Below are 20,368 nucleotides of genomic sequence, written 5' to 3'. Positions count from 1 at the left end.
CCTAGCTGTAGAGCTCGTTCTTCGGTGCGTTGTTCCTGACCTTCTGCCAGCCGAGCCACAGCACCAGGGCGAAGAACGGGATGGTCGCCAGGGTCCAGAGGCCCAGGTAGAAGACCTCACCGCCCTTGTTGGTCATGGTGTCGAAGCCGATCAGGACCACAATCACCAGCAGTGCCACCAGCCCGGCCCAGCTGGTCCACGGCGAACCGGGCATGGGCAGGCTGGAGGTGACGCCCTTGCGGTGGCGCAGCGCGATCTGGCTGGCGAAGATGGCGCCCCAGGTGAAGATCACGCCGATCGAGGCGGTGTTCAGGGCGAGGTCGAAGGCGTAGGAGCCGCCCAGCCAGATGTTCAGCAGGATGCCCACCAGGTAGAACGCCGCGATGGCCAGGATGGCGGCGTACGGGACGTGGCGGGAGGACATCTTGGTGAGCCACTGCGGGGCGTGGCCGTTGTTGGCCATGGTGCGGAAGACCCGGCCGATCGAGTACAGGCCGGAGTTGCAGGAGGACAGGGCCGCGGTGATGACGATCATGTTCATCACATCGCCCACCCAGCCCAGGCCCATCTGGCCGAACACGGTGACGAACGGTGAGGTCCCGGCCACGTACTGGTCGGAGGGAAGCAGCATGGCCAGCAGGGTTACAGAACCGACGTAGAACACCACGATGCGGAGCACAACGGCGCGGATGGCCTTGGGCACTTCGCGCTTTGGGTTCTGCATCTCGCCTGCGGTGATGCCGACCAGTTCGATGCCGTTGTAGGCGAAGATCACGGCGTTCAGGACAAGCACCATCACCAGGGCGCCCTTCGGGAACATGCCGCCTTCAGCAGCGAAGAGGTTGTTCACCGAGGCGTTGCCGTCACCCACCTTGGCGTTGGTGACCACCATGAAGGTGCCCACTGCCAGGAAGATCAGGATGGCGCCCACCTTGAGGCAGGAGGCCCAGAATTCGAACTCGCCGAACGCCTTGACGCTGAGCAGGTTCACGGCCACCAGGAGCAGGAGCGCGGCAATGGCGCTGACCTCCACAGGGACGTTGGGGAAGAAGAACTGGAAGTACAGGCCGATCGCGATCAGTTCAGCGATACCCGTCATGCCCCAGTTGATGAAGTACATCCAGCCGGACACATAGGCGCCCTTGCGGCCGAACATCTCGCCGGCGTAGCTGACGAATGAGCCTGACGTCTGGCGGTACATGATGAGTTCACCGAGGGCCCGCATCAGCAGGTACGCGATGACGCCGGCAATGGCGTAGGAGAAGATCAGGGCGGGGCCGGTGGAGGCCAGCCGGCCGCCGGCACCCATAAAGAGGCCGACGCCGATCGCGCCGCCCATGGCGATCATGGTGACGTGGCGGCGGCCCAGCGTTTTGCTGTATCCCTCGGCGCTGAGGGACGGGTCAGACGTGGCCGCGGCCGGGGTGTTCTTAAGATCTGAGGGGGTACTTTGAGGCACAACGATTCCTTGTAGGTTGGGGGTTGGCCGCATCCGGGGGCGAATGATCCAGATCACATAATTCGGTGTTTAGCCCCGGGGGCAACCGATTACATCCATGATCCTTCGCACAGCCGAAGCTTCGCGCGGCTCGTCCATCGTACAAGACGCGAAGGGTGCCACGTGACGCGCACAACACTTCCGGTGTCTGCAGTACCGGATCCGCCCCGCCCCTGTACCCCGACCTCCCCCCGTTGCCCTATCACTTATGGTCGCTAAAAGGGCCCAATGGGAGCCATAAGTGATAGGGCAACGGGAGGGGAGACTAGGCTGAAACCATGGCCACCGCCCACCGGATTTCCCCTGCCCTGCAGCCGCAGCTGTACCGCTTCTCCCGCCTGGATTATGCCGCCGTGATTCTCTACATCGGCTTCGCGGGGATCTTCGCCCTGGCCGGGGAGTTCCTGGCCCCGCTGGTGGCGCAGCTGTCGCCGTCACCCGCAGCGGCCTCCTACGCTTTGAACCTGCTGTTCTACGCCTCGGTGGGCATCCTGGCGTTCCTGGCGGCGCGGAAGGTGGTGGGCCGGGACCTCCGCGTGCTGGCCACGCGGCCCTGGTTCACGGTGCTGATGGTGCCTGCGGGCGTGATCGTGATGATGATCCTGACGGCTGTGCTGGTGGCGCTGGGCGGTGAGGTCCAGACGTCCGTCAACCAGGCCGGGCTGCAGCGGCTGATGCAGCAGGTGCCCGCGTGGCTGATGGTGCCGCTGCTGGTGGTGGCCGGCCCGTTCGTGGAGGAGTTCATCTTCCGGCACCTGCTGATCGGCAAGCTGAGCCGGCGGCTGAACATCTGGCTCTGCTGCGCCCTGTCCGTGGTGCTGTTCGCCGCGCTGCACATCGCCGGCCGGGAAGCCATCACCCTCACCGCCCTGCTCCCCTACCTGGCCATGGGCGCAACCCTGGTGTTCGTCTATGTGTGGACCGGGAAGAACCTGATGTTTTCCTACTTCGTCCACGCGGCGAAGAACCTGCTGGCAGTGGTGTTCCTGTACGCCATCCCGCCCGAACTCTTTGAGCAGATGCAGCAGCTGCAGGCCTAGGCGCCCGCTGCCCGGAACGTGAAGCGGCGGGTGCCGATGGTGCGCCCGGTGATAAACACCTTCACCCCTGCTGCGGCGTTGGTGCCCGCGAGGTACCGGTAGCTTTCGCCGGGGTTGTATGCCGCCGGGGAATCGGGATCGGCGGCAAGGCCAGGGCCGAACTCGATGACGTCCGTCCCCACCCGGTACCGGCCCGTCTCCGCCACCAGCTGGTAGGTGTCCGGTTCATCCAGCGGCACCACGCCCTCCAGCTCGCCGCCGGGTGCGAAGGTCAGTTCCAGGGCGTAGGCGGTGTCCGTGCCGTCAAAGGCCACGTCAACAACCGTCGCGGCGCCGGCCACGCTGACATCCACGCTGGTGGACAGCCGGTGCACCACCGTGGGGCGGCTGCTGAAGTCCATGGCGGCGCTGAACCGGCCCTCATGTTCAAGCGCGTAGATGCCGTCCGCCCGGCGTTTCGCGGCAGGCAGGGGCAGGTAGAAGGTCGCGGCCAGCTCCTCTGACAGGGCGACGGAGCTGCCCGTGCGGCGGGTGTGCTGGCTGCGGAACGGGCCCAGGTCGAAGAAGCTGCGGGAAAGGCGCACGCCGGAGAGGACCGCCGCGCCCGCCGCGAAGCGCAGGAACGTGGGGTTGGTGGCCAGCCCGGATACCACCCCGGGTTCCTGGTGGTCGCAGCCGCCGAACACCGTGGTCACGGCGCCGGCCTCCCGGAACCGGAATACACCGCAGCTTTCCAGCGCAGCCTCCGCCGGGACCAGCGGCGGCGGCATAACGGCGGCCGACGCCGGCACAGCCTCCAGCGCCTGGCCCACCAAAGGATCCAGCCGGGTCAGCGCCAGCAGCTTGGCCGGTTCGTGCAGCGGGAAGCCCTCCAGCCAGGCCGCGGCCGCCGCGAACTCCGGGTTCCCGTCCTGGGCAGCGAGCCGGCGGTAGAAGGGCAGGAACGGGGCCGCTTCGAAGGCCTGCCACTGGTCCTGCCGGCGGGAGTGCACCGATTCCACCGTGCCGTCCGGGTTGAACCAGGGCAGGAACGCGGTGAGGTTGGCCCGGACGTGGTCCAGCAGTTCCGGCCGGTCCGAGCTGTCCGCGATGGCCAGCAGGGAAGGGTTGGTGACCGCCGTTGCGTACAGCGGGCTGCGCTCCGAGTACATGCCGTCCGGCAGCTGGTCGATCCCTTCGGCCAGCCACTCCGCAATCCGGGGGTCGATGTCCGGCCGCGGTTGCAGCTGGTTCATCTGTGCCAGCGCGGCGCAGAGCTCCCACCGGTGGTTGGGGGTGTGCACGCCGCCGGCCACCATGGCGTCCGTGGCCCGGGCGATGATGCCCCCCAGCCGCTCCGCCACCCCCACCAGCAACGGATCGGCGGCTGCCGCCGCGCCGCCCCGGATCAGGCCCAGGGCCAGGCACACGTCGTTCAGGGTGAACGCGGAGTCCGGCGGCGAGCACAGGTTGGTGCCGTCAAACAGGCCCGTGGGGCCCTGCAGCTGTTCCAGCCGGGCCAGGCAGGCGTCCATGTCCGCACCCAGCCAATCCTGGCCGTGATAGGCGGAACCGGGCTCCGTGTAGACGGCCAGCAACGCCAGCAGCCGGGACATGGCGGGCCGGTGCGCCAAAACCTGCGCGCCGCCGTCGTCCGTGTCCAGCATTGCCGCCACAAAACCGTCCGCCGCCTTTGCCACCCGGGTAAGGAAACCGGCGTCGGCAACAACTGTCTGCAAAATGCTTACCTTTCAGAGGTCCCGCCGGGGCGGAACGGGGTCAGTCCTTGAGGCCGGCGCTGACGTCGGCGTTGAGCACGTACTTCTGGAACACAAAAAACACCAGCACCAGCGGCAGGAGGGAGATCACGGACGCGCCCAGCAGGACCGGCCAGTCGATGTTCTCGGCGCCCACAATGCTGCGCAGCGCCACCTGGAGCGTGTACCACTTGGGATCGTTGAGCACGATCAGCGGCCAGATGTAGTCGTTCCAGCGCCACTGGAAGGAAAAGATGGCCAGGGTGAACAGGATGGGCCTGGACAGCGGGAGCATGATCCGGAAGAAGATGGCCAGCTCGCTGGCGCCGTCGATCCGTGCCGAGTGCAGCAGGTCATCGGGAACCGTCAGGAAGAACTGCCGGAACATAAACACGCCGGTGGCGGTGATGACGGAGGGGACGATGATGCCGGCCAGCGAGTTGTACAGGCCCAGGTCCCGGATCACCGTGAAGGTGGGGTTCAGGATCACCTCGGTGGGCAGCATGGTGGTGGCCAGGATGCACACAAAAAACAGCCGGGTGCCCTTGTTGTTGTACTTGGCCAGCGCGTAACCGGTGCAGGCGCTGAAGAAGACGGTCAGGACGGTGGTGACGATCGCCACCGTGGCCGTGTTCAGGAAGTACTGGGCGAAGTCCACCCGCTCCCACGCGTCCACAAAGCCCTGGAACGTCCATTCCCGCGGGATCAGCGACAGCGGGTAGCTGAACAGTTCACTGCCGGGCTTGAAGGAGCTCAGCAGGAACCAGAGCAGCGGAATTGCGTAGAGGGCGGCGATGACCCACATCAGCACGGTCAGCGGCAGGGAGGTCCGGCCTACGGCTTCGCTGTTTTTCCGTTTGCGGTTACGGGGCCGGGCAGCGGCCCCTTCGGCGCCGAGGGCTGGTTCTTCCGCCACGGCGGGCGGGAGGTTGGCAGCTGTTGCCATGGGTCAGGCCTTCTTCCGGTTGAACCGCAGCTGGATGAGCGCGATCGCCAGCAGGACCACCATCAGCACCATCGACGCGGCGCTGGCGTAGCCCACCTTCGACTGCTCGAAGCCGGTTTTGTAGATGTACTGCACGATCAGGGTGTTTTCCGTGCCCGGGCCGCCGTTGGTCAGCGCCTGGATCATGGCGAACTCCTTCATGGAGCCGATCGTGGAGAGCAGGATGACCATGAACGACGTCGGCGCGATGCCCGGGAACGTGACGTTCCGGAAGCGCTGCCACGCGTTGGCCCCATCCAGTTCGGCGGCCTCCAGCAGGGCCTCCGGGATGTTTTTCAGGGCCGCGATGAACAGCAGCATGTTGAAGGCGGTACCGCCCCAGGCCGAGGCGAAGATCACCACCATCAGGGCCAGGTTCCCATTGCTGGACCACGGCACCGCGCTGCCGCCGGCGCTGGTGATCAGGAAGTTCACAAACCCGAAGTCCTGGCCGAACAGCCACTTCCAGATGACGCCCACCACGATGGGAGAGATCAGCCAGGGCAGGAAGATGATGATCTTGGCGGCGGTGCGCCCCCGGACGGCCTTGCTGACCAGCAGCGAGGCCACCCCGAGGGAACACACAAACACCAGCGGCACCGAGAGCACGGTGTAAACGAACGTCCGGCCCAGCGCAGCGTAGAAGGTACTGTCCGCGAAGAGCTTCTGGAAGTTGGCCAGGCCGATGAAGTTCAGTTTGCCAACGCCCCGGTAGTCCGTGAAGGAATACAACAAACCCAGGGCTCCGGGCCAGACGAAGAACACCAGGAACAGGACCACGTTGACGCCCAGGAGGATCAGCGGTGCCAGGACGTAGCGGTTCCGGCGGTTCTGCTGGGACTTGCTCCGGACTGCCGGGGCAGGAGCCTGCTCCGGGGCCGGGGTGATGGTTGGCTGTGCCATGGAACTCAGGCGCCGTTGTAGAGCTTCACGATGTTCTCCACCGTGGTTTTGGCGTCCTGGCTGCCGGAAAGCATCTTGACAGTCTCTTCACGCAGCGGGTCACCCGAGAACGGGGCCTCGGCGTAGGCTTCCATGACCACACGCTTGATGGCGTTGTCGCCCTTGGCATCGTTCTCCGCGATCTGCTTCTGGTACAGGTCGAAGGACGGCTGCTGGAACTGGTACTCCACTTTGAGGTCCTTGGCCGGGATGTAGCCGCCCAGCTGTGCGAACTCGGTGTAGTTGGCGTCGTCGTAGAACCAGTCGATGAACTTCTTGGCTTCCTCATCGGCACCGGTGTCCTTGAAGGCGACCATAAAGCCGCCGCCGAGGTTGGTGGCGTTGACCGGCTGCTTGGGCAGCGGCACCGACATCCACTCGAAGTCCTTGATGTTTTTGTTGAAGTCCGCAACCTGCCAGCTGCCGGAGTAGTACGCGGCCACCTGGCCGGACTTGAACATCGCGTTGCCGTCCTCGCCGCTGAGCCAGACCGACTTGGGCATGGTTTTGTCGTCGTTGATCTTGGCAAAGTACTCAAGGGTTTCCACGGCTTTGTCGTCCGCAGCGTACTTGTCGCCCTCCTTGGCGAAGGCGGTGCTGCCGAACTCGTACATCATGGCGCGCAGGCGGTGGCCGGAGCGGTCCATCACCACGCCGTACTTGGCGCCGGCTTTCTCGCGCACCTCGGTGACTGCCGCGATGAACTCATCCCAGGTCCAGGCTTTGTCGATCTCGGTGGGGAACGCCACGCCGGCCTTTTCGAACAGGCTCTTGTTGACGAACAGGCCCACGGCCGTGAGGTCGGACGGGATGGCGGGGATGATGCCGTCCGGGGATTCCTGCAGGAAGTTTTCGCTGATGCCGTGGGACTTGGCGATGTCCGTGAGGTCCTGGAGCTGGTTGACCCAGAGCGGGTCGACGCTGGTGACCCGCGCCAGGGCCGGCAGGTCGTTGGCCGTGGCCGCGTTTTTGAGCTTGGTGGTGATGTCCGCGGTGGGGACGTCCACCACTTCGATGGTGATGCCGGTGGCTTCCTTGTACTTGGCCGCGGCGGCTGCGAACGCGCCGCCCTGGTTGGTGTCGCCGGAGAGGACCAGCTGAAGGGTCTTGGCGCCGCCGTCGGTGGAGCCGCCGCCACTGCCGCAGGCCGAGAGGCCCGCTGCCAGGGCTGAGAGTCCTAGTGCCGTCATGCCGAACTGCCGGCGGGTGATGCTGGAGATTCTTGTCTTCTCTGACAATGCCTTGTCCTGTCTCTCGCTAATGCTCCTGGGCCAGCTCGTAGCCCTTGGCTGGAGGCTTGTCCGCCACCGGCAACACCGCCGGGGGAAAAGCCTTTCCTGGTAAACTGTGACCCATGTCATGACATATTGTCAAGAGTACTTTCCAACGTTATAGGCGTTTTCCCGCAAGGCCTGGCAGCGCTTCCCCGCAGCCGCATGCCACCCCGATCCGCACCTGGCACGCAAGCGCAACCTTCCACCGGAGCACCTGCCACCGTACCTTGGTTGGATGGGACTGAATATCCAGATTGTCATTGATTGCCGGAACCCCCACCAGCTGGCCGACTGGTGGGCCGAAACCCTGCAGTGGGCGGTGGAACCGCAGGACGCAGCCTTCATCCGGTCCATGATCGAGCAGGGGTTCGCCACCGGGGACCAGACCATCACGCACCGCGGAAACCTGGTGTGGAAGGACGGCGCCGCCATCCGGCCGCCGGAGGAGATAGCGTCCAAGGCCCCCACCCGTCGGCTGCTCTTCCAGATCGGACTGGAGGAAAAGACCGGCAAAAACCGGGTGCACTGGGACCTGAACTTGGCAGGCCGGGACAAGGACGAGGTGCGCAGTGAGCTCGAAACCAGGGGCGCCACGTTCCTGTGGACCGCCAGCCAGGGCCCGCACTCCTGGCACACCATGGCGGACCCTGAAGGCAACGAGTTCTGCATCAGCTGAGGCCAATTACTAGACTTGCACGGTGAGCAATCAAATCCCCGCACCGGTGTCCGACGTCTTCGACCCCACCCGCTGGCGGGTTGTGTCCGGATTCGACGACTTCCAGGACATGACCTACCACCGCCAGGTGGAGCGGGATGCTGACGGCGGATGGGTCCGGGACCTGCCCGCAGTCCGGATCGCGTTCAACCGGCCCGAGGTCCGGAACGCCTTCCGGCCCGGCACCGTGGACGAGCTTTACCGCGCCATGGACCACGCCCGGATGAGCCCGGACGTGGCCACCGTCCTGCTCACCGGCAACGGCCCCTCGCCCAAGGACGGCGGGCACTCGTTCTGCTCCGGTGGGGACCAGCGGATCCGCGGCCGGGACGGCTACCGCTACGCGGACGGCGAGACCCAGGAAAGCATCGACCCGGCCCGCGCGGGCCGGCTCCACATCCTGGAGGTCCAGCGCCTGATCCGCACCATGCCCAAAGTGGTGATCGCCGTGGTCAACGGCTGGGCGGCCGGCGGCGGCCACTCCCTGCACGTGGTGGCTGACCTCACCATCGCGTCCCGCCAGCACGGAAAGTTCAAGCAGACGGACGCCACTGTGGGCAGCTTCGACGCCGGTTACGGCTCGGCGCTGCTGGCCCGCCAGATCGGCCAGAAGGCGGCCCGGGAAATCTTCTTCCTGGCCCGCGAATATTCCGCGGAGGACATGGTCCGGATGGGTGCCGTCAACGAAGCAGTGGACCATGAACGGCTCGAGGAAGTGGCCCTGGAGTACGCGGCGGACATCGCCCGGCAGTCCCCGCAGGCCATCAGGATGCTCAAATTCGCGTTCAACCTGGCCGACGACGGCCTGGCCGGGCAGCAGGTGTTCGCCGGCGAAGCCACCCGGCTGGCCTACATGACGGATGAGGCGGTGGAGGGCAAGGAAGCCTTCCTGCAAAAACGCGACCCCGACTGGTCCAACTTCCCGCACTACTTCTAAGGCAGGCAATGCAAATGAACAGTGCAGAGAACAGCACGGCAGCCCCCGGCGGGCCCCTGGACATCGATCCCGCACTCAAGGCCCTGGCGGCCGCCCTCCACGGTGAGGGTCCCGCCGTCGAACTTTCCCTCGGCGCGGACGGCGCCCTGGTGGTGGGACACGTCGAAACCCCCGGCTGCGACGACGCCGTGGCGGTGGTCCGCACCTCCGGATCCACCGGCACGCCCAAGGCGACCATCCTGACGGTGGAATCCCTGGCGGCGTCCTCCATGGCCACGGCGCTGGCGCTCAAGGGCGAGGGCCAGTGGCTGTTGGCGCTGCCCGTCCAGTACGTGGCCGGCATCCAGGTGCTGGTCAGGTCGCTGTTCGCCGGCACCCGGCCCTGGGTGATGGACATGTCCGGCGGGTTCACGCCAGAGGCCTTCACCCAGGCGGCCCTGGAACTGACGGACAAGATCCGCTTCACGTCCCTGGTCCCCACGCAGCTGCGCCGGCTGCTGGACCACCCCTCCCCCGAGACCCTCGCCGTGCTCCGCCGCTTCAACGCCATCCTGCTGGGCGGTGCGCCCACGCCGGCGTCGCTGCTGGCAGCCGCCACGGAGGCCGGGGTCCGCGTAGTCACCACGTACGGTTCGGCCGAAACCTCGGGCGGCTGCGTCTACAACGGCTACCCGATGGAGGGCGTCTCCATGCGCGTGGCCGAGGACGGCCGGATCCTGCTGGGCGGCGACACCATCACCGCCGGCTACCTTGAGGCCCCGGATGAGGAAACCCGCACCTTCTTCGAGGAGGACGGCGTGCGCTGGTACCGGACCAGCGACCTGGGCAGCATTGACGGCGACGGCCGGCTCACCGTCCTGGGCCGTGCTGACGATGTGATCATCACCGGCGGCGTCAAGGTTTCCGCCGCGCTGGTGCAGGCTGAGCTGGAGAAGAACGACGGCGTCTCCGCGGCTTTTGTGGCCGGCGTTCCGTCCACGGAATGGGGCCAGGCCGTGGCGGCCTACGTCGCGTTCGCCGGGGCGGAGGGCGGCAGCGGGGACCCCGCCGCCGGGCTGGCCGCCGAATGGCACGATGCCCTGGGGCACCTCGCCCCCAAAACCGTGCTGGTGGCGCCGGACCTGCTGATGCTCCCCAACGGCAAACCTGACCGGCTGGCCATGACAGCGGAGCTCAGCGCCCGGCACGCGGGAAAGTAGAGTGGACCTGCACCATTGCGGCGGCCGCGTAGCTGGCCTGCCGTTTTCCCGAACCAACATGAGGTACTGACCGTGGCCACAGCCGCTCAATGGATCCAAGGCGCCCGACTCCGGACGCTGCCTGCCGCGATTGCGCCGGTGCTGATCGGCTCCGCCGCCGCCTACGGGATGGATTCATTCCTTCTGTTCAACGCCATCCTGGCGGCGCTCGTGGCGCTGCTGCTGCAGGTGGGCGTGAACTTCGCCAATGACTACTCGGACGGCATCCGCGGCACGGATGATGACCGGGTGGGTCCGCTGCGCCTGGTGGGGTCAGGGGCCGCCAAGCCGAACCATGTGAAACTCGCCGCGTTCGCGTGCTTTGGCGTGGCCATGGCGTTTGGCCTGGTCCTGGTGGTCATCACCCAGAGCTGGTGGCTGATCCTGGTGGGGCTGGGCTGCGTCATGGCGGCCTGGGGCTACACCGGCGGGAAGAACCCGTACGGCTACATGGGCCTGGGCGACGTGTTTGTGTTTGTGTTCTTCGGCCTGGTGGCCACCCTCGGCACCACCTACACGCAGGCGGGCCAGATCGACCTGCCCGCCATCATCGGCGCCGTGGGAACCGGCCTGATCGCCACCGCCCTGCTGATGGCCAACAACGTCCGGGACATCCCCACGGACCTGCAGGCCGGCAAAAAGACCCTGGCCGTCCGGCTGGGCGACAAGCACGCCCGGGAAAGCTACGTCCTGATGCTGGCCGTGGCCATCCTGCTGGTGGTCATCCTGGCCCCGGCCCGCCCATGGATGCTGATTGTCCTGCTGCTGATCCCCGCGTGCCTGATGCCCGCCTGGCTGATGATCAACGGCCGCAAGCGCAAGAGCCTGATCCCGGTCCTGAAGCAGACCGGCCTGATCAACCTCGGATACAGCGTGCTGTTCGCCGCAGGCCTGGTGCTCAGCCACGGCTTCTAGCAAACGCTAGCTGCGGGCCCCGGGGTCCTTGGTGTTGTTGCTGATGGCGATGTCCGGGTTGGCGTCCAGCAGGGCGTCCTCGGCGTTGGCGTCCTGGACCTCCCCGGCGGACCGCATGGGCTTGGCCTTGCCGGAGAACCGGTGGTGCAGGTTGGCTGCGGCGGCGTCACGCTGCTTCTGGAAAAAGAGGTAGCTGACGGCGAACGCAATCAGCGCAGCGCAGATGACTGACATCAGGGCGCCCAACTGCAGGATCGTGAACAACACGAAAAGCGGGACGAACAGCGCAAGACGGATGAGGGAATATTTCAAAAAGGCCACATTCAAGTTTAGCGGCCTCCCGCCCGGGCCCTTGCCCTGCAGGTAACGATAGACTTGATGGCATGCTCTTCCGTGTGGCTCTGGCCGTCGCAGTCCTCGTCATCTTCGTGTATGGCCTCGTGGATGTGATCCGTACCGACGCCCGTCAGACCCGGGGCATCTCCAAACCGGCCTGGATCGTAGTGATGATCGTCCTGCCCGTGGTCGGCGCGATCCTGTGGCTGCTGATCGGCCGCCCGCGCGGCACCCCGCCGCAGCAGCAGGCCCGCCGCCACCCCACCGCCCCGGACGACGATCCCGAATTCCTGCGGAACCTCGAGTCCCGCCGGCGCAACCAGACTGAGGCGGAGCGGCTGAAGAAGCTGCAGGCCGACCTTGAGGCCCGGGACCGGCAAGAGGGCACCGGCACGGACAAACACGAATCCGACGAACACGACGCGGACGGGCTTAAGTAGCAGCCCACTCCCCCGGCTACACCGGCAACTCCGGCAACACACAACGGGCCCTCCCCGGCTGAATCAGCCAGGCAGGGCCCGTTGTGGTTTGCAGCCCCCTCCGGGGCGTTGCAGGTGCCTTACAGCCCCGAGTAGGAGTGCAGGCCGTTGAAGAACTGGTTCACGATGGTGAAGTTGAAGACCACGCACAGGTAGCCAACGATCGAGAGCCAGGCTGCCCGGGTTCCGGTCCAGCCCCTGGTGGCGCGTGCGTGCAGGTAGCCGGCGTAGACCACCCAGATGACAAAGGTCCAGACTTCCTTGGTGTCCCAGCCCCAGAACCGGCCCCAGGCCTTCTCGGCCCAGATGGCACCGAACATCAGCGTGAAGGTCCAGCCGATGAAGGCGATGGCGTTGATGCGGTAGGAGAGGTTTTCCAGGCTCAGCGCGGACGGGACCAGGCGCATGAAGCCCAGCTTGTCCGCGCCGCCGGCAGCCACGGTCTTCTGCCGGTGCGACTGCACCAGTTGCAGCGCGGACATGGCGAACGTCAGGGTGAAGAGGGCGGAGGAGAGCACCGCGATGGAGACGTGGATGATCAGCCAGTAGCTCTGCAGGGCCGGCACCAGGTGCCCCACCGGGGTGAAGTAGGCAACGGATGCCGCCACCAGCATGATGATGGCCAGGCCTACCACAAAGGTGCCCAGGAACCGCAGGTCGCGGCGGATCAGCACCAGCAGGAAGACGGCCACGGCCACAAACGCGCCGGTGGTCAGGAATTCGTACATGTTGCCCCACGGCACCCGCCCGGCGCCCAAGGCGCGGGTGATGACGCCGGCGGCGTGGATGAGGACGCCCAGGACGGTCAGGGCCACGGCAATACGCGCGGGCGCGCGGCGCTCGGCGGCGTACTTCATGTCGCCGTCGGCGGTGATGACCCCGCCGCCGTTTCCGGCGGATGCAGCCGACGACGGCCGTTCGGCCCGGCCCGCAGGCCCGGCCAGATGCGACGCGTCGGAGCGGGAACCGGCTTGCGCCGCCCCGGCCGCAACCGGCACCCTGGTGGGCGACTCGGCCTGTGCGGCCTTCAGGTCGATGGCGCGCAGGGCCTTGCTGCTTTTGGCCAGGTCCCAGGCAAACGCGATGAACGCGATGGTGTAGGTGCCAGCGGCCAGCAGCATAAAGAGCTCGCTGTACTGGCCCATGGTCTCGTTGATTCCGAACGGCATTACTGGTCCTTTTCGGGCCCGGCGGGGCCAGCTGGGGTGGGGGAGCCTGCGTTATTATCGCGCTTGCTGCTGGGAGTTTGCTGGGATGCGTCCGGGGATTCGGGTTCCAGCTGCCATTGGGTGGCGAACAGCCCCTTCAGGGCTGCCGCTTCGGCGGCCAGCCGGTGGTCCTCGCCGCGGGCCAGGAGGCCGTATTCCACCATGGTCCGGCCGTCCTCATGGGTCCCGGTCCGGACCCAGACGCGGCGCCGGTTGATGTAGAGGGACAGGATAAGCCCGGCGACAGCCAGCAGCGCGAACGCCAGGGCGTAGGCCTGGCCGGGGTTGTGGTGGATGTCCACGCCGATGTAGCGCTTGACGCCGTCGAAGCTGATGCTGCCCTTACCGTCCGGAAGGGTGTAGGAGGCGCCGGGGGTGAGGGTGATGCCGCCGGCGTCGAGGTTCCGGGCGTTGAGCGGCGTGAGGTCCTCAACGTCGAGTTCGAAGACGTTCTGCGGTGCCCCGTTGTCCAGTCCCAGGTCCCCGTAGTAGGAGTTCAGCGTCAGCTGCGGGTTGAAGAGTTCGGGGTCGGCGCTGAAGGAGACGCCTTCCGGAGTGATGAACGCGGTGGGCAGGAAGAAGCCCACAAAGCCCAGCTGGTCCGGGGCGGCGTCGGGAACCTTGATCACCACGGAGGAGTAGTAGTTGTCGCCCTGGAGCTTGGCCACCACCGGGCCCTGCATGGACACGTTGCCGTCACCGTCGCGGACGGTCACCACCGGGGCGTAGCCGTTACCGGTGAGGTAGATGCTGGTGCCGCCCAGGGTGATGGGGTCGTTGACTTTGAGGGTCTCGTCCCGGGCGGGGGCGTCCGGGTTTTCCTTGGTGGTGACAGCCGCCGAAAAGTCGATGGGCTGGCCGAACTTACCCTGGGATTCCCGGTCGAAGGTGATGTCAAACTTGTTCAGCTGGATGGAGTACGGTTCCAGCTGCCCGGACTGGAAGTTGGTGCCGGGGGTGAACTGGTCGTAGCCCACCAGCGTGTTCACAAACGTGTCACCCTCCACCAGGATGCGCTGGCCGCTGTAGCCGAACAGGCCGCCCAGCGCCACGGAGACCAGGACACCGATCAGCGAGGTGTGGAAGATGAGGTTGCCCACCTCCTTGGCGAAGCCGCGTTCGGCACCGATCGAAGGCCGCGCGCCGTCCGCGTCCCGGACGTCCACGCGGTAGCCGCGCTTCCGGAGCAGCCCGGCGGCGCCGTTGATGGCGTCCGACGCCGGGATCCCGGCGTCGGCCGGTATCACCAGGGTGCCGTACTCGGGGAGGCGGGAGAGACGTTTGGGGGTCCGCGGCGGTTGCGACCGCATCGCCTTGAAGTGGGCGATGGCGCGGGGCACCACGCAGCCGATCAGGGAGACAAAAAGCAGCAGGTAGATCGCCGAGAACCACGCGGAGGAATACACATCGTAGAGCTGCAGCGCATCAAGCACCTTGCCGTAGTCCGGGTTGTCCTTGATGTACTGCGTGACGATCGAGGGGTTCGCGGGGCGCTGCGGGAACAGGGAACCCGGCACCGCGGCAACAGCCAGGAGCAGCAGCAGGAACAGCGCCGTGCGCATGCTGGTCAGCTGGGTCCATGCCCAGCGGAGCATACCTTTGATCCCGAGGGCTGGCAGCGCCGCGTCCGCTTTCGCGGCGGCGACGGGGGCCGGGGATTTCTTTTTTACCTTCACACGCTCGCTCATCAGATCGGCAACTTCACATCGGTTTGGAACCAGTACTGCAGCCCGGTCACCCAGGTTCCCCAGACACCGCTGGCCATCAGGATGCCCAGCAGCACCAGGATGCCGCCGCCGGTCCGCTGGATGGCCAGGCGGTGCTTGCGGAAGAAGGACATCACACCCATCCCCCGGCGGACCGCGAGGGCGATCAGGAGGAAGGGGATGCCCAGGCCCAGGCTGTACACAAAGGCCAGGAAGGCGCCCTTGGCGGCGGAGGAGCCGCCGGACAGGCTCAGCAGCTGCACTGCGGAGTACGTGGGGCCGATGCACGGCGCCCAGCCCAGTCCGAAGGTCAGCCCCAGCAATGGGGCGCCCCAAAGGCCGGCGGGCGGCTTGGCATGGATCTTGGCGTCGCGCTGCAGCCAGCCGAGGCCACCCATAAAGACCACACCCATGATGATCACCAGGAGGCCCAGCAGCTGCGTGATCCATGCGTTCTGCGAGCCGGTGATCAGGGTGCCCAGCTGGCCGAACGCGCCGCCCAGCAGGACAAAGATCACGGAGAAGCCCAGGACAAAGAGCCCGATTCCGGCGAACATCCGGCCACGTTTCTGCTTCTGCAGGTCAACGCCGCTGAGCCCGGTCACGTATCCCAGGTAGCCGGGCACCAGGGGCAGTACGCACGGTGAGAGGAAAGACACCAGGCCGGCCAGCAGCGCCACCGGGATGGCCAGCAGCAGCGAGCCGTTGAGGATGGTTTCAGCGAAGGGGCTGTTCACGGGCGCCCGGGGCTACTCTGCCACGGCGGCGGTAATGAGGGCTTTCAGCGTGCCTTTTTGGATCTCGCCAAGGACGCGGGAAGCCACCCGGCCCTGCTTGTCCAGGACCAGGGTGGTAGGGACCGCGCCGGGAGGGACCAGCCCCGAGACGGCCAGCAGCACGCCGCCATCCTTGTCGTCGAAGCTGGGGTAGGTGAGGTTGAACGTCTTATCGAACGCTTCAGCCGTGGCTTTCTCGTCCCGGAGGTTCACGCCGAAGAACTGGACGCCCTGGTCCTTGAACTCCAGGTGCAGTTCCTCCAGGAGCGGCGCCTCGACGCGGCACGGCGCGCAGGCGGCGAACCAGAAGTTCAGCACCGTGACCTGGCCCTGGAAGTCGGCGGGTGCCACGTCAGTGCCGTTAAACAGGGTGCCGCTGACCTGGATGGCGGATTTGCGGTCCGCGGCGGCGAATTCGGTGACGGAGCCGTCACCGGCCACGTAGTTTTTGTTGTCCCCTGCCTTGGCCTGCTTGGCCAGGGCGTCCTCCTGGGCACAGCCGGACAGGCCAACTGTCAGGGCCGTCAGGGCCAGGCCGCCGGTGACCAGCATGCTGCGGCGCGAGGTGAGGGGCAGGTTGCCGGTCCCCCGGTCGATGTTCCGGGCCATGGTCAGGCTCCCGGGGTGCTGGCCGCACCGGGGAGGAGTGCGGCAGCGGGCTCGCTGTAACGGACGTCCGCAAGGTTCCCGCCGTCGTCGAACACCAGGGAGGTCACCGACGTGAGCGTGCATTCGCGCTTGCGTGGATCGTGCCACAGCCGGCGGCCTTCCGCGCTGAGCCGCGTGGCCCAGATGGGGAGCTGGTGGCTGACCATGATGGCCTCGGGGCCGTCAGCTCCGAAATCGCCTGCAGCCAGGCTGATGGCCTGGAGCCTGGCGTCCTGGACGGCGGCCATCATCCGTGCCGCCTGCTCCTTGTACGGTTCGCCCCAGGAGGGCCGCAGCGGGTTGACCAGGTGCGGCCAGTGCCGGGGCCGTCGAAGCTCCGCCTTGCTGACCTTCATGCCCTCGAAGTAGTTCTGGGCCTCGATGATCCGACTGTCCGTATGGACCGGCAGGTGCAGGGCGTCAGCCGTGGGCGCGGCGGTTTCCTGGGCCCTGACCAGCGGTGACGCTGCCAGGTAGGTGATGCGGGCACCGGCAGCGGCCCGTTCCCGGAAGTATTCCGCCAGCAGCTGGGCCATCTCCTGGCCCAGCCGGGACAGGTGGAATTCGGGCAGCCTGCCGTACAGGACGCCATCAGGATTATGGACCTCGCCGTGGCGGAGCAGATGGACAGTGGCTTGGGGCATGTTTACCAGTTTCTCAAAGATGGCGTGCGATCCGAAATCTTCTACATCCAGTAGAACTTAAGTTTTTGAAGAAATGTTCCGCGGGAGGGAACAAAACATGCAAATGCATGTTTATACTGGATGCAGCAGTTAGTTGAGACTTCAAGTTATTGAGTCCCAGCGAACCGAACCCGGCATAACACCTCAAGGAGCACACCATGGCACTTCCCGCAGACATCACCACCGGCACCTGGACCCTCGACAACTCCCACAGCGAGATCGGCTTCACCGTCCGGCACGCAGGCATCAGCAAGGTCCGCGGCCAGTTCACCGACGCGGCCGCCACCCTTGAGCTGGCCGAGGACGTCGCCGATTCCCGGATTAACGCCACCATCAAAACCGCCAGCTTCGACTCCGGCGACGCCAACCGCGACGGCCACGTCCGCGGCGGCGACTTCTTCGACGTCGAGCAGTTCCCGGAAATCTCCTTCGTTTCCAACGGCCTGGTTGCCAAGGGCAACAGCTACGAACTCGCCGGCGACCTCACCATCAAGGGCGTTACCCGTCCGGTCACCCTGGACACCGAATTCAACGGCGTGGCCGTTGACCCGTTCGGCAACACCCGCGCCGGCGTCTCCGCCGAGACCACCATCAGCCGCAAGGACTTCGGCCTCACCTGGAACGCCGTCCTGGAGACCGGTGGCGTCCTGGTCAGCGACAAGGTTGCCATCAGCCTGGAACTGGCCTTCATCGCTCCGGCCGCGTAACTGATCGCCCCCGCTGCCTGACTGGCAGTACCCGGAACCCCGGCACCGGACCGTCAGGTCCAGTGCCGGGGTTCGGCGTCTAACGCCCCGGCCGCGCAGCCCGCGGGCCCTCGGAATACCTCCCAGGAATGACCCATAACGCGCACGCGCAAGGGTACGGTGGAAGGAAGCCATGCTGGGGGTACGGCCCAGGTCCGCTCCCCCGGCAGCCCACCTGGAAATCCGAGAGCAAAGGACCGCTTCATGAGCACTCCTCCCGTCCCGAATGATCCGCAGTCAGGCGAGCCGCAGCCCGGCCAGCCCCGCTATGGCGAAAACGCACCGCAGTACGGCCAAAATGCGCCGCAGTACGGCCAGCAGCCGGGCCAGGACGCACCGCAGTACGGCCAGAACCCGCCGCAGTTCGGCCAGAACCCACCGCAGGCTCCCGCCTGGAACCAGCAGCCTGCCGGACAGCCCCCGTACGGCCAGTCGCCCTATGCGCAGTCCCCGTACGGGCAGCCTGAGGATGCCGGCACCAATGGCGTTCCGCAGCTGGTGACCATCTCCTTCTGGCTCATCATCGCCTCGGCCGTGATCTATGTAATCTCGATGTTCACCGGCCTGGGCCAGCTGGATGATCCTGCAATGCGCGGTCCCATCGACGATCAGCTTGAGGGCAGCGGAGTCTCCTATGAAGACGTCAAGGGCTTTATGACCGGCTCCCTGGTGGTCTTCGCCATCATCGGCGTTGCCCTGTACCTCCTGGTGGCCTTCTTTGTCCGCAAGGGCAAGAACTGGGCCCGCATCCTGGGCACCGTCTTCGCGGCGCTGTCCATCATCGGCCTCTTTGGCATCCCCTCCATCGGCACCCTGGGCACCGTGGCCGGCATTGTGGCAATCGTGCTGCTTTACCTGCCCAAGGCTGCGCCCTACTTTCGGAAGCAGCAGCCGTTTGCCAACCCGTACGGCGGCAGCCCGTACGGCCGCTAAGCCCGGCCGAAACCACCACCCCTGCGGGCGTGGGCCCCGGAACCGCCGGAACCTAAGCGGTCTGACCCGGGGCCTGCGCCCGCTGTGCGTGGTACGCAAGAATCTGCAGTTCGGTGGCCATGTCCACCTTGCGCAGGTTGACGCCCTCGGGGACCTGCAGCATCACGGGGGCGAAGCTGAGGACACTGTTCACTCCGGCCGCCACCACCCTGTCGCAGACGCCCTGGGCGACGGCGGCCGGCAAAGCCAGCACCACCATGTTCGCCCCCGTGCGCTGCAGCACGGTCTCGAGGTCTGCCACGTCGCTGACACGCAGCCAGCCCACCTCGTTCCCCACCACCATCTGGTCGGCATCGAAGATGGCCACCACGTCAAAGCCGCGGGACTCGAACCCGCCATACCTGGCCAATGCCTTGCCCAGGTTGCCGGCACCAACGATTGCGACTTTCCAGTCGTGGGTCAGGCCCAGGGCGGCGGCAATGTGGCGGCTGAGGTACTGCACCTCGTAGCCCACACCGCGGGTGCCGTAGGAACCCACATGGGAGAGGTCCTTGCGCAGCGTGGCTGAACTGACGCCGGAGGCCTCGGCCAGGGACTCGGAGGAGACCCGCTCCACACCGTCAGCCAGGAGCGTATTGAGGGCGCGCAGATAAATGGTCAACCGGGCCACGGCCGCGGGGGGAATCTGCTTGGCCGAGGCGTCCGGCAGGTCCGGGACAGCCTGGGGCGTTGGGTCCAGCGAAGTCACCAGCCCCTCCTTGCATCACGTTGGAACTCCACTCTAAAGCCCCGGCGCCAGTGCCAACAAAGCACCTGCCCGCAAAGGCCGGCCGCCTGCCACGTGCGGTCCCTACTCCGCCAGCGCGCGCCGCAGGAGCCGGGCCAGCCGGTTTTCATCAATTTTCCAGAAGTCGCGCTGCACCCCGTCCACCAGCACCACGGGAATCTCCTCGGCATACCGCTCGCGGAGTTCCGGCTGCTGGTCCACCTGTTCCTCGGACCACTCCAGCCCCAGTTCAGCGGCCACCCTGCCCACGGTGCGGCGGGCCTCCTCGCACAGGTGGCAGTCGGCTTTGGTGATCAGGACAACGGTAGGTGCAGCCATGCCTTAACCGTAGCCCCGCTGACGCTGCCCGGTGACGCGACGCCGCCGGGCCTGCGGATTGACTAGACTCGAGTCCATGCCCGTGGAGAGATATGTCGCCGTCGTCACAAGCCCGGTTGCTGCGCCGCAGCCGGGCGAGGCGGCGTTCTTCGACGTGGACAACACCCTGATGCGCGGTGCCAGCCTGTTCCACGTGGCCAGGAAGATGCACCAGCGCGGGGCGTTCACGCTGCGGGAGGCCGCGGGCATGGCGTGGAAGCAGTTCAAGTTTGTTGCCCGTGGCGAAAACATCGACGACGTCCATGCCGTCCGCGATTCAGCCCTCACCCTCGCCGCCGGCATCAGTGTTGCCGACATCAAGGCGCTCGGCGAGGAAGTCTATGACGAGATGATCGCCTCCCGGATCTGGCCCGGGGCCAAGGCCCTGGCCCAGCAACACCTCCGGGTGGGCAGGCGGGTGTGGCTGGT

22 protein-coding genes are annotated in these 20,368 nt (G+C 66.4%); 9 read left to right on the top strand and 13 right to left on the bottom strand.

What is annotated here, in order from left to right; genetic code table 11:
• Window position 1: 1 nt before the first annotated feature.
• Window positions 2–1,459 carry an amino acid permease gene (locus ACU18_RS05100; protein ID WP_050684448.1) on the bottom strand — a complete coding sequence of 486 codons (1,458 nt, stop codon included), beginning with the start codon at window positions 1,457–1,459 and terminating at the stop codon, window positions 2–4.
• Between the two features lie 317 nt (window positions 1,460–1,776).
• Here ACU18_RS05100 and ACU18_RS05095 point away from each other — a divergent pair, with 317 nt between their 5' ends.
• Window positions 1,777–2,538 (top strand): CPBP family intramembrane glutamic endopeptidase, encoded by a 762-nt coding sequence (locus tag ACU18_RS05095; RefSeq protein WP_050684447.1) that lies wholly within the window; start codon window positions 1,777–1,779, stop codon window positions 2,536–2,538.
• On the opposite strand, the gene ACU18_RS05090 is transcribed toward ACU18_RS05095, so the two are convergent.
• Genes ACU18_RS05090 through ACU18_RS05075 form a run of 4 tightly spaced genes read right to left on the bottom strand, consistent with a single transcriptional unit; the run spans window position 2,535 to window position 7,439 of the window.
• Complete coding sequence (locus ACU18_RS05090; protein WP_050684446.1) at window positions 2,535–4,256, bottom strand: hypothetical protein; 1,722 nt, start codon at window positions 4,254–4,256, stop codon at window positions 2,535–2,537. The two genes, ACU18_RS05095 and ACU18_RS05090, sit on opposite strands and share 4 nt — an antisense overlap.
• Before the next feature lie 40 nt (window positions 4,257–4,296).
• Window positions 4,297–5,220: a carbohydrate ABC transporter permease gene (locus tag ACU18_RS05085; protein ID WP_197273519.1), complete on the bottom strand. Its 924-nt coding sequence runs from the start codon at window positions 5,218–5,220 to the stop codon at window positions 4,297–4,299.
• Window positions 5,221–5,223: 3 nt separating this feature from the next.
• Entirely contained in the window at window positions 5,224–6,162 is a 939-nt protein-coding gene (locus ACU18_RS05080) for a carbohydrate ABC transporter permease (RefSeq protein ID WP_197273518.1), read from the bottom strand.
• A 5-nt stretch (window positions 6,163–6,167) separates the two neighbouring features.
• Window positions 6,168–7,439: an ABC transporter substrate-binding protein gene (locus ACU18_RS05075; RefSeq protein ID WP_050684445.1), complete on the bottom strand. Its 1,272-nt coding sequence runs from the start codon at window positions 7,437–7,439 to the stop codon at window positions 6,168–6,170.
• A 271-nt stretch (window positions 7,440–7,710) separates the two neighbouring features.
• Between ACU18_RS05075 and ACU18_RS05070 the strand changes: the two genes are divergently transcribed.
• The 4 genes from ACU18_RS05070 to ACU18_RS05055 all read left to right on the top strand — a co-directional run bounded on the left by ACU18_RS05070 (window position 7,711) and on the right by ACU18_RS05055 (window position 11,280).
• On the top strand, window positions 7,711–8,151 hold the full coding sequence (locus ACU18_RS05070) for a VOC family protein (protein WP_050684444.1): 441 nt from the start codon (window positions 7,711–7,713) through the stop codon (window positions 8,149–8,151).
• 22 nt (window positions 8,152–8,173) lie between these two features.
• Window positions 8,174–9,127: a 1,4-dihydroxy-2-naphthoyl-CoA synthase gene (locus ACU18_RS05065; RefSeq protein WP_050684443.1), complete on the top strand. Its 954-nt coding sequence runs from the start codon at window positions 8,174–8,176 to the stop codon at window positions 9,125–9,127.
• Between the two features lie 14 nt (window positions 9,128–9,141).
• On the top strand, window positions 9,142–10,326 hold the full coding sequence (locus ACU18_RS05060; RefSeq protein WP_197273517.1) for an AMP-binding protein: 1,185 nt from the start codon (window positions 9,142–9,144) through the stop codon (window positions 10,324–10,326).
• Window positions 10,327–10,398: 72 nt separating this feature from the next.
• Window positions 10,399–11,280 carry a 1,4-dihydroxy-2-naphthoate polyprenyltransferase gene (locus ACU18_RS05055; RefSeq protein ID WP_050684442.1) on the top strand — a complete coding sequence of 294 codons (882 nt, stop codon included), beginning with the start codon at window positions 10,399–10,401 and terminating at the stop codon, window positions 11,278–11,280.
• A 6-nt stretch (window positions 11,281–11,286) separates the two neighbouring features.
• Here the strand turns inward: ACU18_RS05055 and ACU18_RS05050 are convergent, their stop codons facing one another.
• Window positions 11,287–11,601, bottom strand: a complete 315-nt coding sequence (locus ACU18_RS05050) for a DUF4229 domain-containing protein (RefSeq protein ID WP_050684474.1) — start codon at window positions 11,599–11,601, stop codon at window positions 11,287–11,289.
• Window positions 11,602–11,663: 62 nt separating this feature from the next.
• Here ACU18_RS05050 and ACU18_RS05045 point away from each other — a divergent pair, with 62 nt between their 5' ends.
• Window positions 11,664–12,056 carry a PLD nuclease N-terminal domain-containing protein gene (locus ACU18_RS05045; protein ID WP_050684441.1) on the top strand — a complete coding sequence of 131 codons (393 nt, stop codon included), beginning with the start codon at window positions 11,664–11,666 and terminating at the stop codon, window positions 12,054–12,056.
• 119 nt (window positions 12,057–12,175) lie between these two features.
• On the opposite strand, the gene ccsB is transcribed toward ACU18_RS05045, so the two are convergent.
• Genes ccsB through ACU18_RS05020 form a run of 5 tightly spaced genes read right to left on the bottom strand, consistent with a single transcriptional unit; the run spans window position 12,176 to window position 17,077 of the window.
• Window positions 12,176–13,264: a c-type cytochrome biogenesis protein CcsB gene (gene ccsB / locus ACU18_RS05040; protein WP_050684440.1), complete on the bottom strand. Its 1,089-nt coding sequence runs from the start codon at window positions 13,262–13,264 to the stop codon at window positions 12,176–12,178.
• On the bottom strand, window positions 13,264–14,991 hold the full coding sequence (gene resB, locus ACU18_RS05035; RefSeq protein WP_050684439.1) for a cytochrome c biogenesis protein ResB: 1,728 nt from the start codon (window positions 14,989–14,991) through the stop codon (window positions 13,264–13,266). The genes ccsB and resB overlap by 1 nt, the downstream gene beginning before the upstream one ends.
• Window positions 14,991–15,746, bottom strand: coding sequence for a cytochrome c biogenesis CcdA family protein (locus ACU18_RS05030; RefSeq protein ID WP_050684438.1), 756 nt, complete (start codon window positions 15,744–15,746; stop codon window positions 14,991–14,993). Before ACU18_RS05030 ends, resB begins: the two co-directional genes overlap by 1 nt.
• Before the next feature lie 12 nt (window positions 15,747–15,758).
• Complete coding sequence (locus tag ACU18_RS05025) at window positions 15,759–16,337, bottom strand: TlpA family protein disulfide reductase (protein ID WP_050684473.1); 579 nt, start codon at window positions 16,335–16,337, stop codon at window positions 15,759–15,761.
• A gap of 59 nt (window positions 16,338–16,396) precedes the next feature.
• Entirely contained in the window at window positions 16,397–17,077 is a 681-nt protein-coding gene (locus tag ACU18_RS05020) for a histidine phosphatase family protein (RefSeq protein WP_050684437.1), read from the bottom strand.
• 197 nt (window positions 17,078–17,274) lie between these two features.
• Between ACU18_RS05020 and ACU18_RS05015 the strand changes: the two genes are divergently transcribed.
• Window positions 17,275–17,823, top strand: a complete 549-nt coding sequence (locus ACU18_RS05015) for a YceI family protein (RefSeq protein ID WP_050684436.1) — start codon at window positions 17,275–17,277, stop codon at window positions 17,821–17,823.
• Window positions 17,824–18,066: 243 nt separating this feature from the next.
• A complete protein-coding gene (locus tag ACU18_RS05010) occupies window positions 18,067–18,795 on the top strand; it encodes a hypothetical protein (RefSeq protein ID WP_050684435.1) in 729 nt (242 codons plus the stop codon).
• Between the two features lie 52 nt (window positions 18,796–18,847).
• Here ACU18_RS05010 and ACU18_RS05005 read toward each other — a convergent pair whose 3' ends face one another.
• Both ACU18_RS05005 and ACU18_RS05000 read right to left on the bottom strand, forming a co-directional pair.
• Window positions 18,848–19,543, bottom strand: a complete 696-nt coding sequence (locus ACU18_RS05005) for a redox-sensing transcriptional repressor Rex (protein ID WP_050684434.1) — start codon at window positions 19,541–19,543, stop codon at window positions 18,848–18,850.
• Window positions 19,544–19,645: 102 nt separating this feature from the next.
• Window positions 19,646–19,900, bottom strand: coding sequence for a glutaredoxin family protein (locus ACU18_RS05000; protein ID WP_050684433.1), 255 nt, complete (start codon window positions 19,898–19,900; stop codon window positions 19,646–19,648).
• A gap of 76 nt (window positions 19,901–19,976) precedes the next feature.
• Between ACU18_RS05000 and ACU18_RS04995 the strand changes: the two genes are divergently transcribed.
• On the top strand, window positions 19,977–20,368 hold a 392-nt coding region (locus ACU18_RS04995; RefSeq protein WP_197273516.1), incomplete at its 3' end, for a haloacid dehalogenase-like hydrolase.

Origin of the sequence: Arthrobacter sp. ZBG10 (genome assembly GCF_001238605.1) — a bacterium.
Taxonomy (GTDB): domain Bacteria; phylum Actinomycetota; class Actinomycetes; order Actinomycetales; family Micrococcaceae; genus Arthrobacter.
This window is presented reverse-complemented; position numbering and strand designations above follow the sequence as displayed.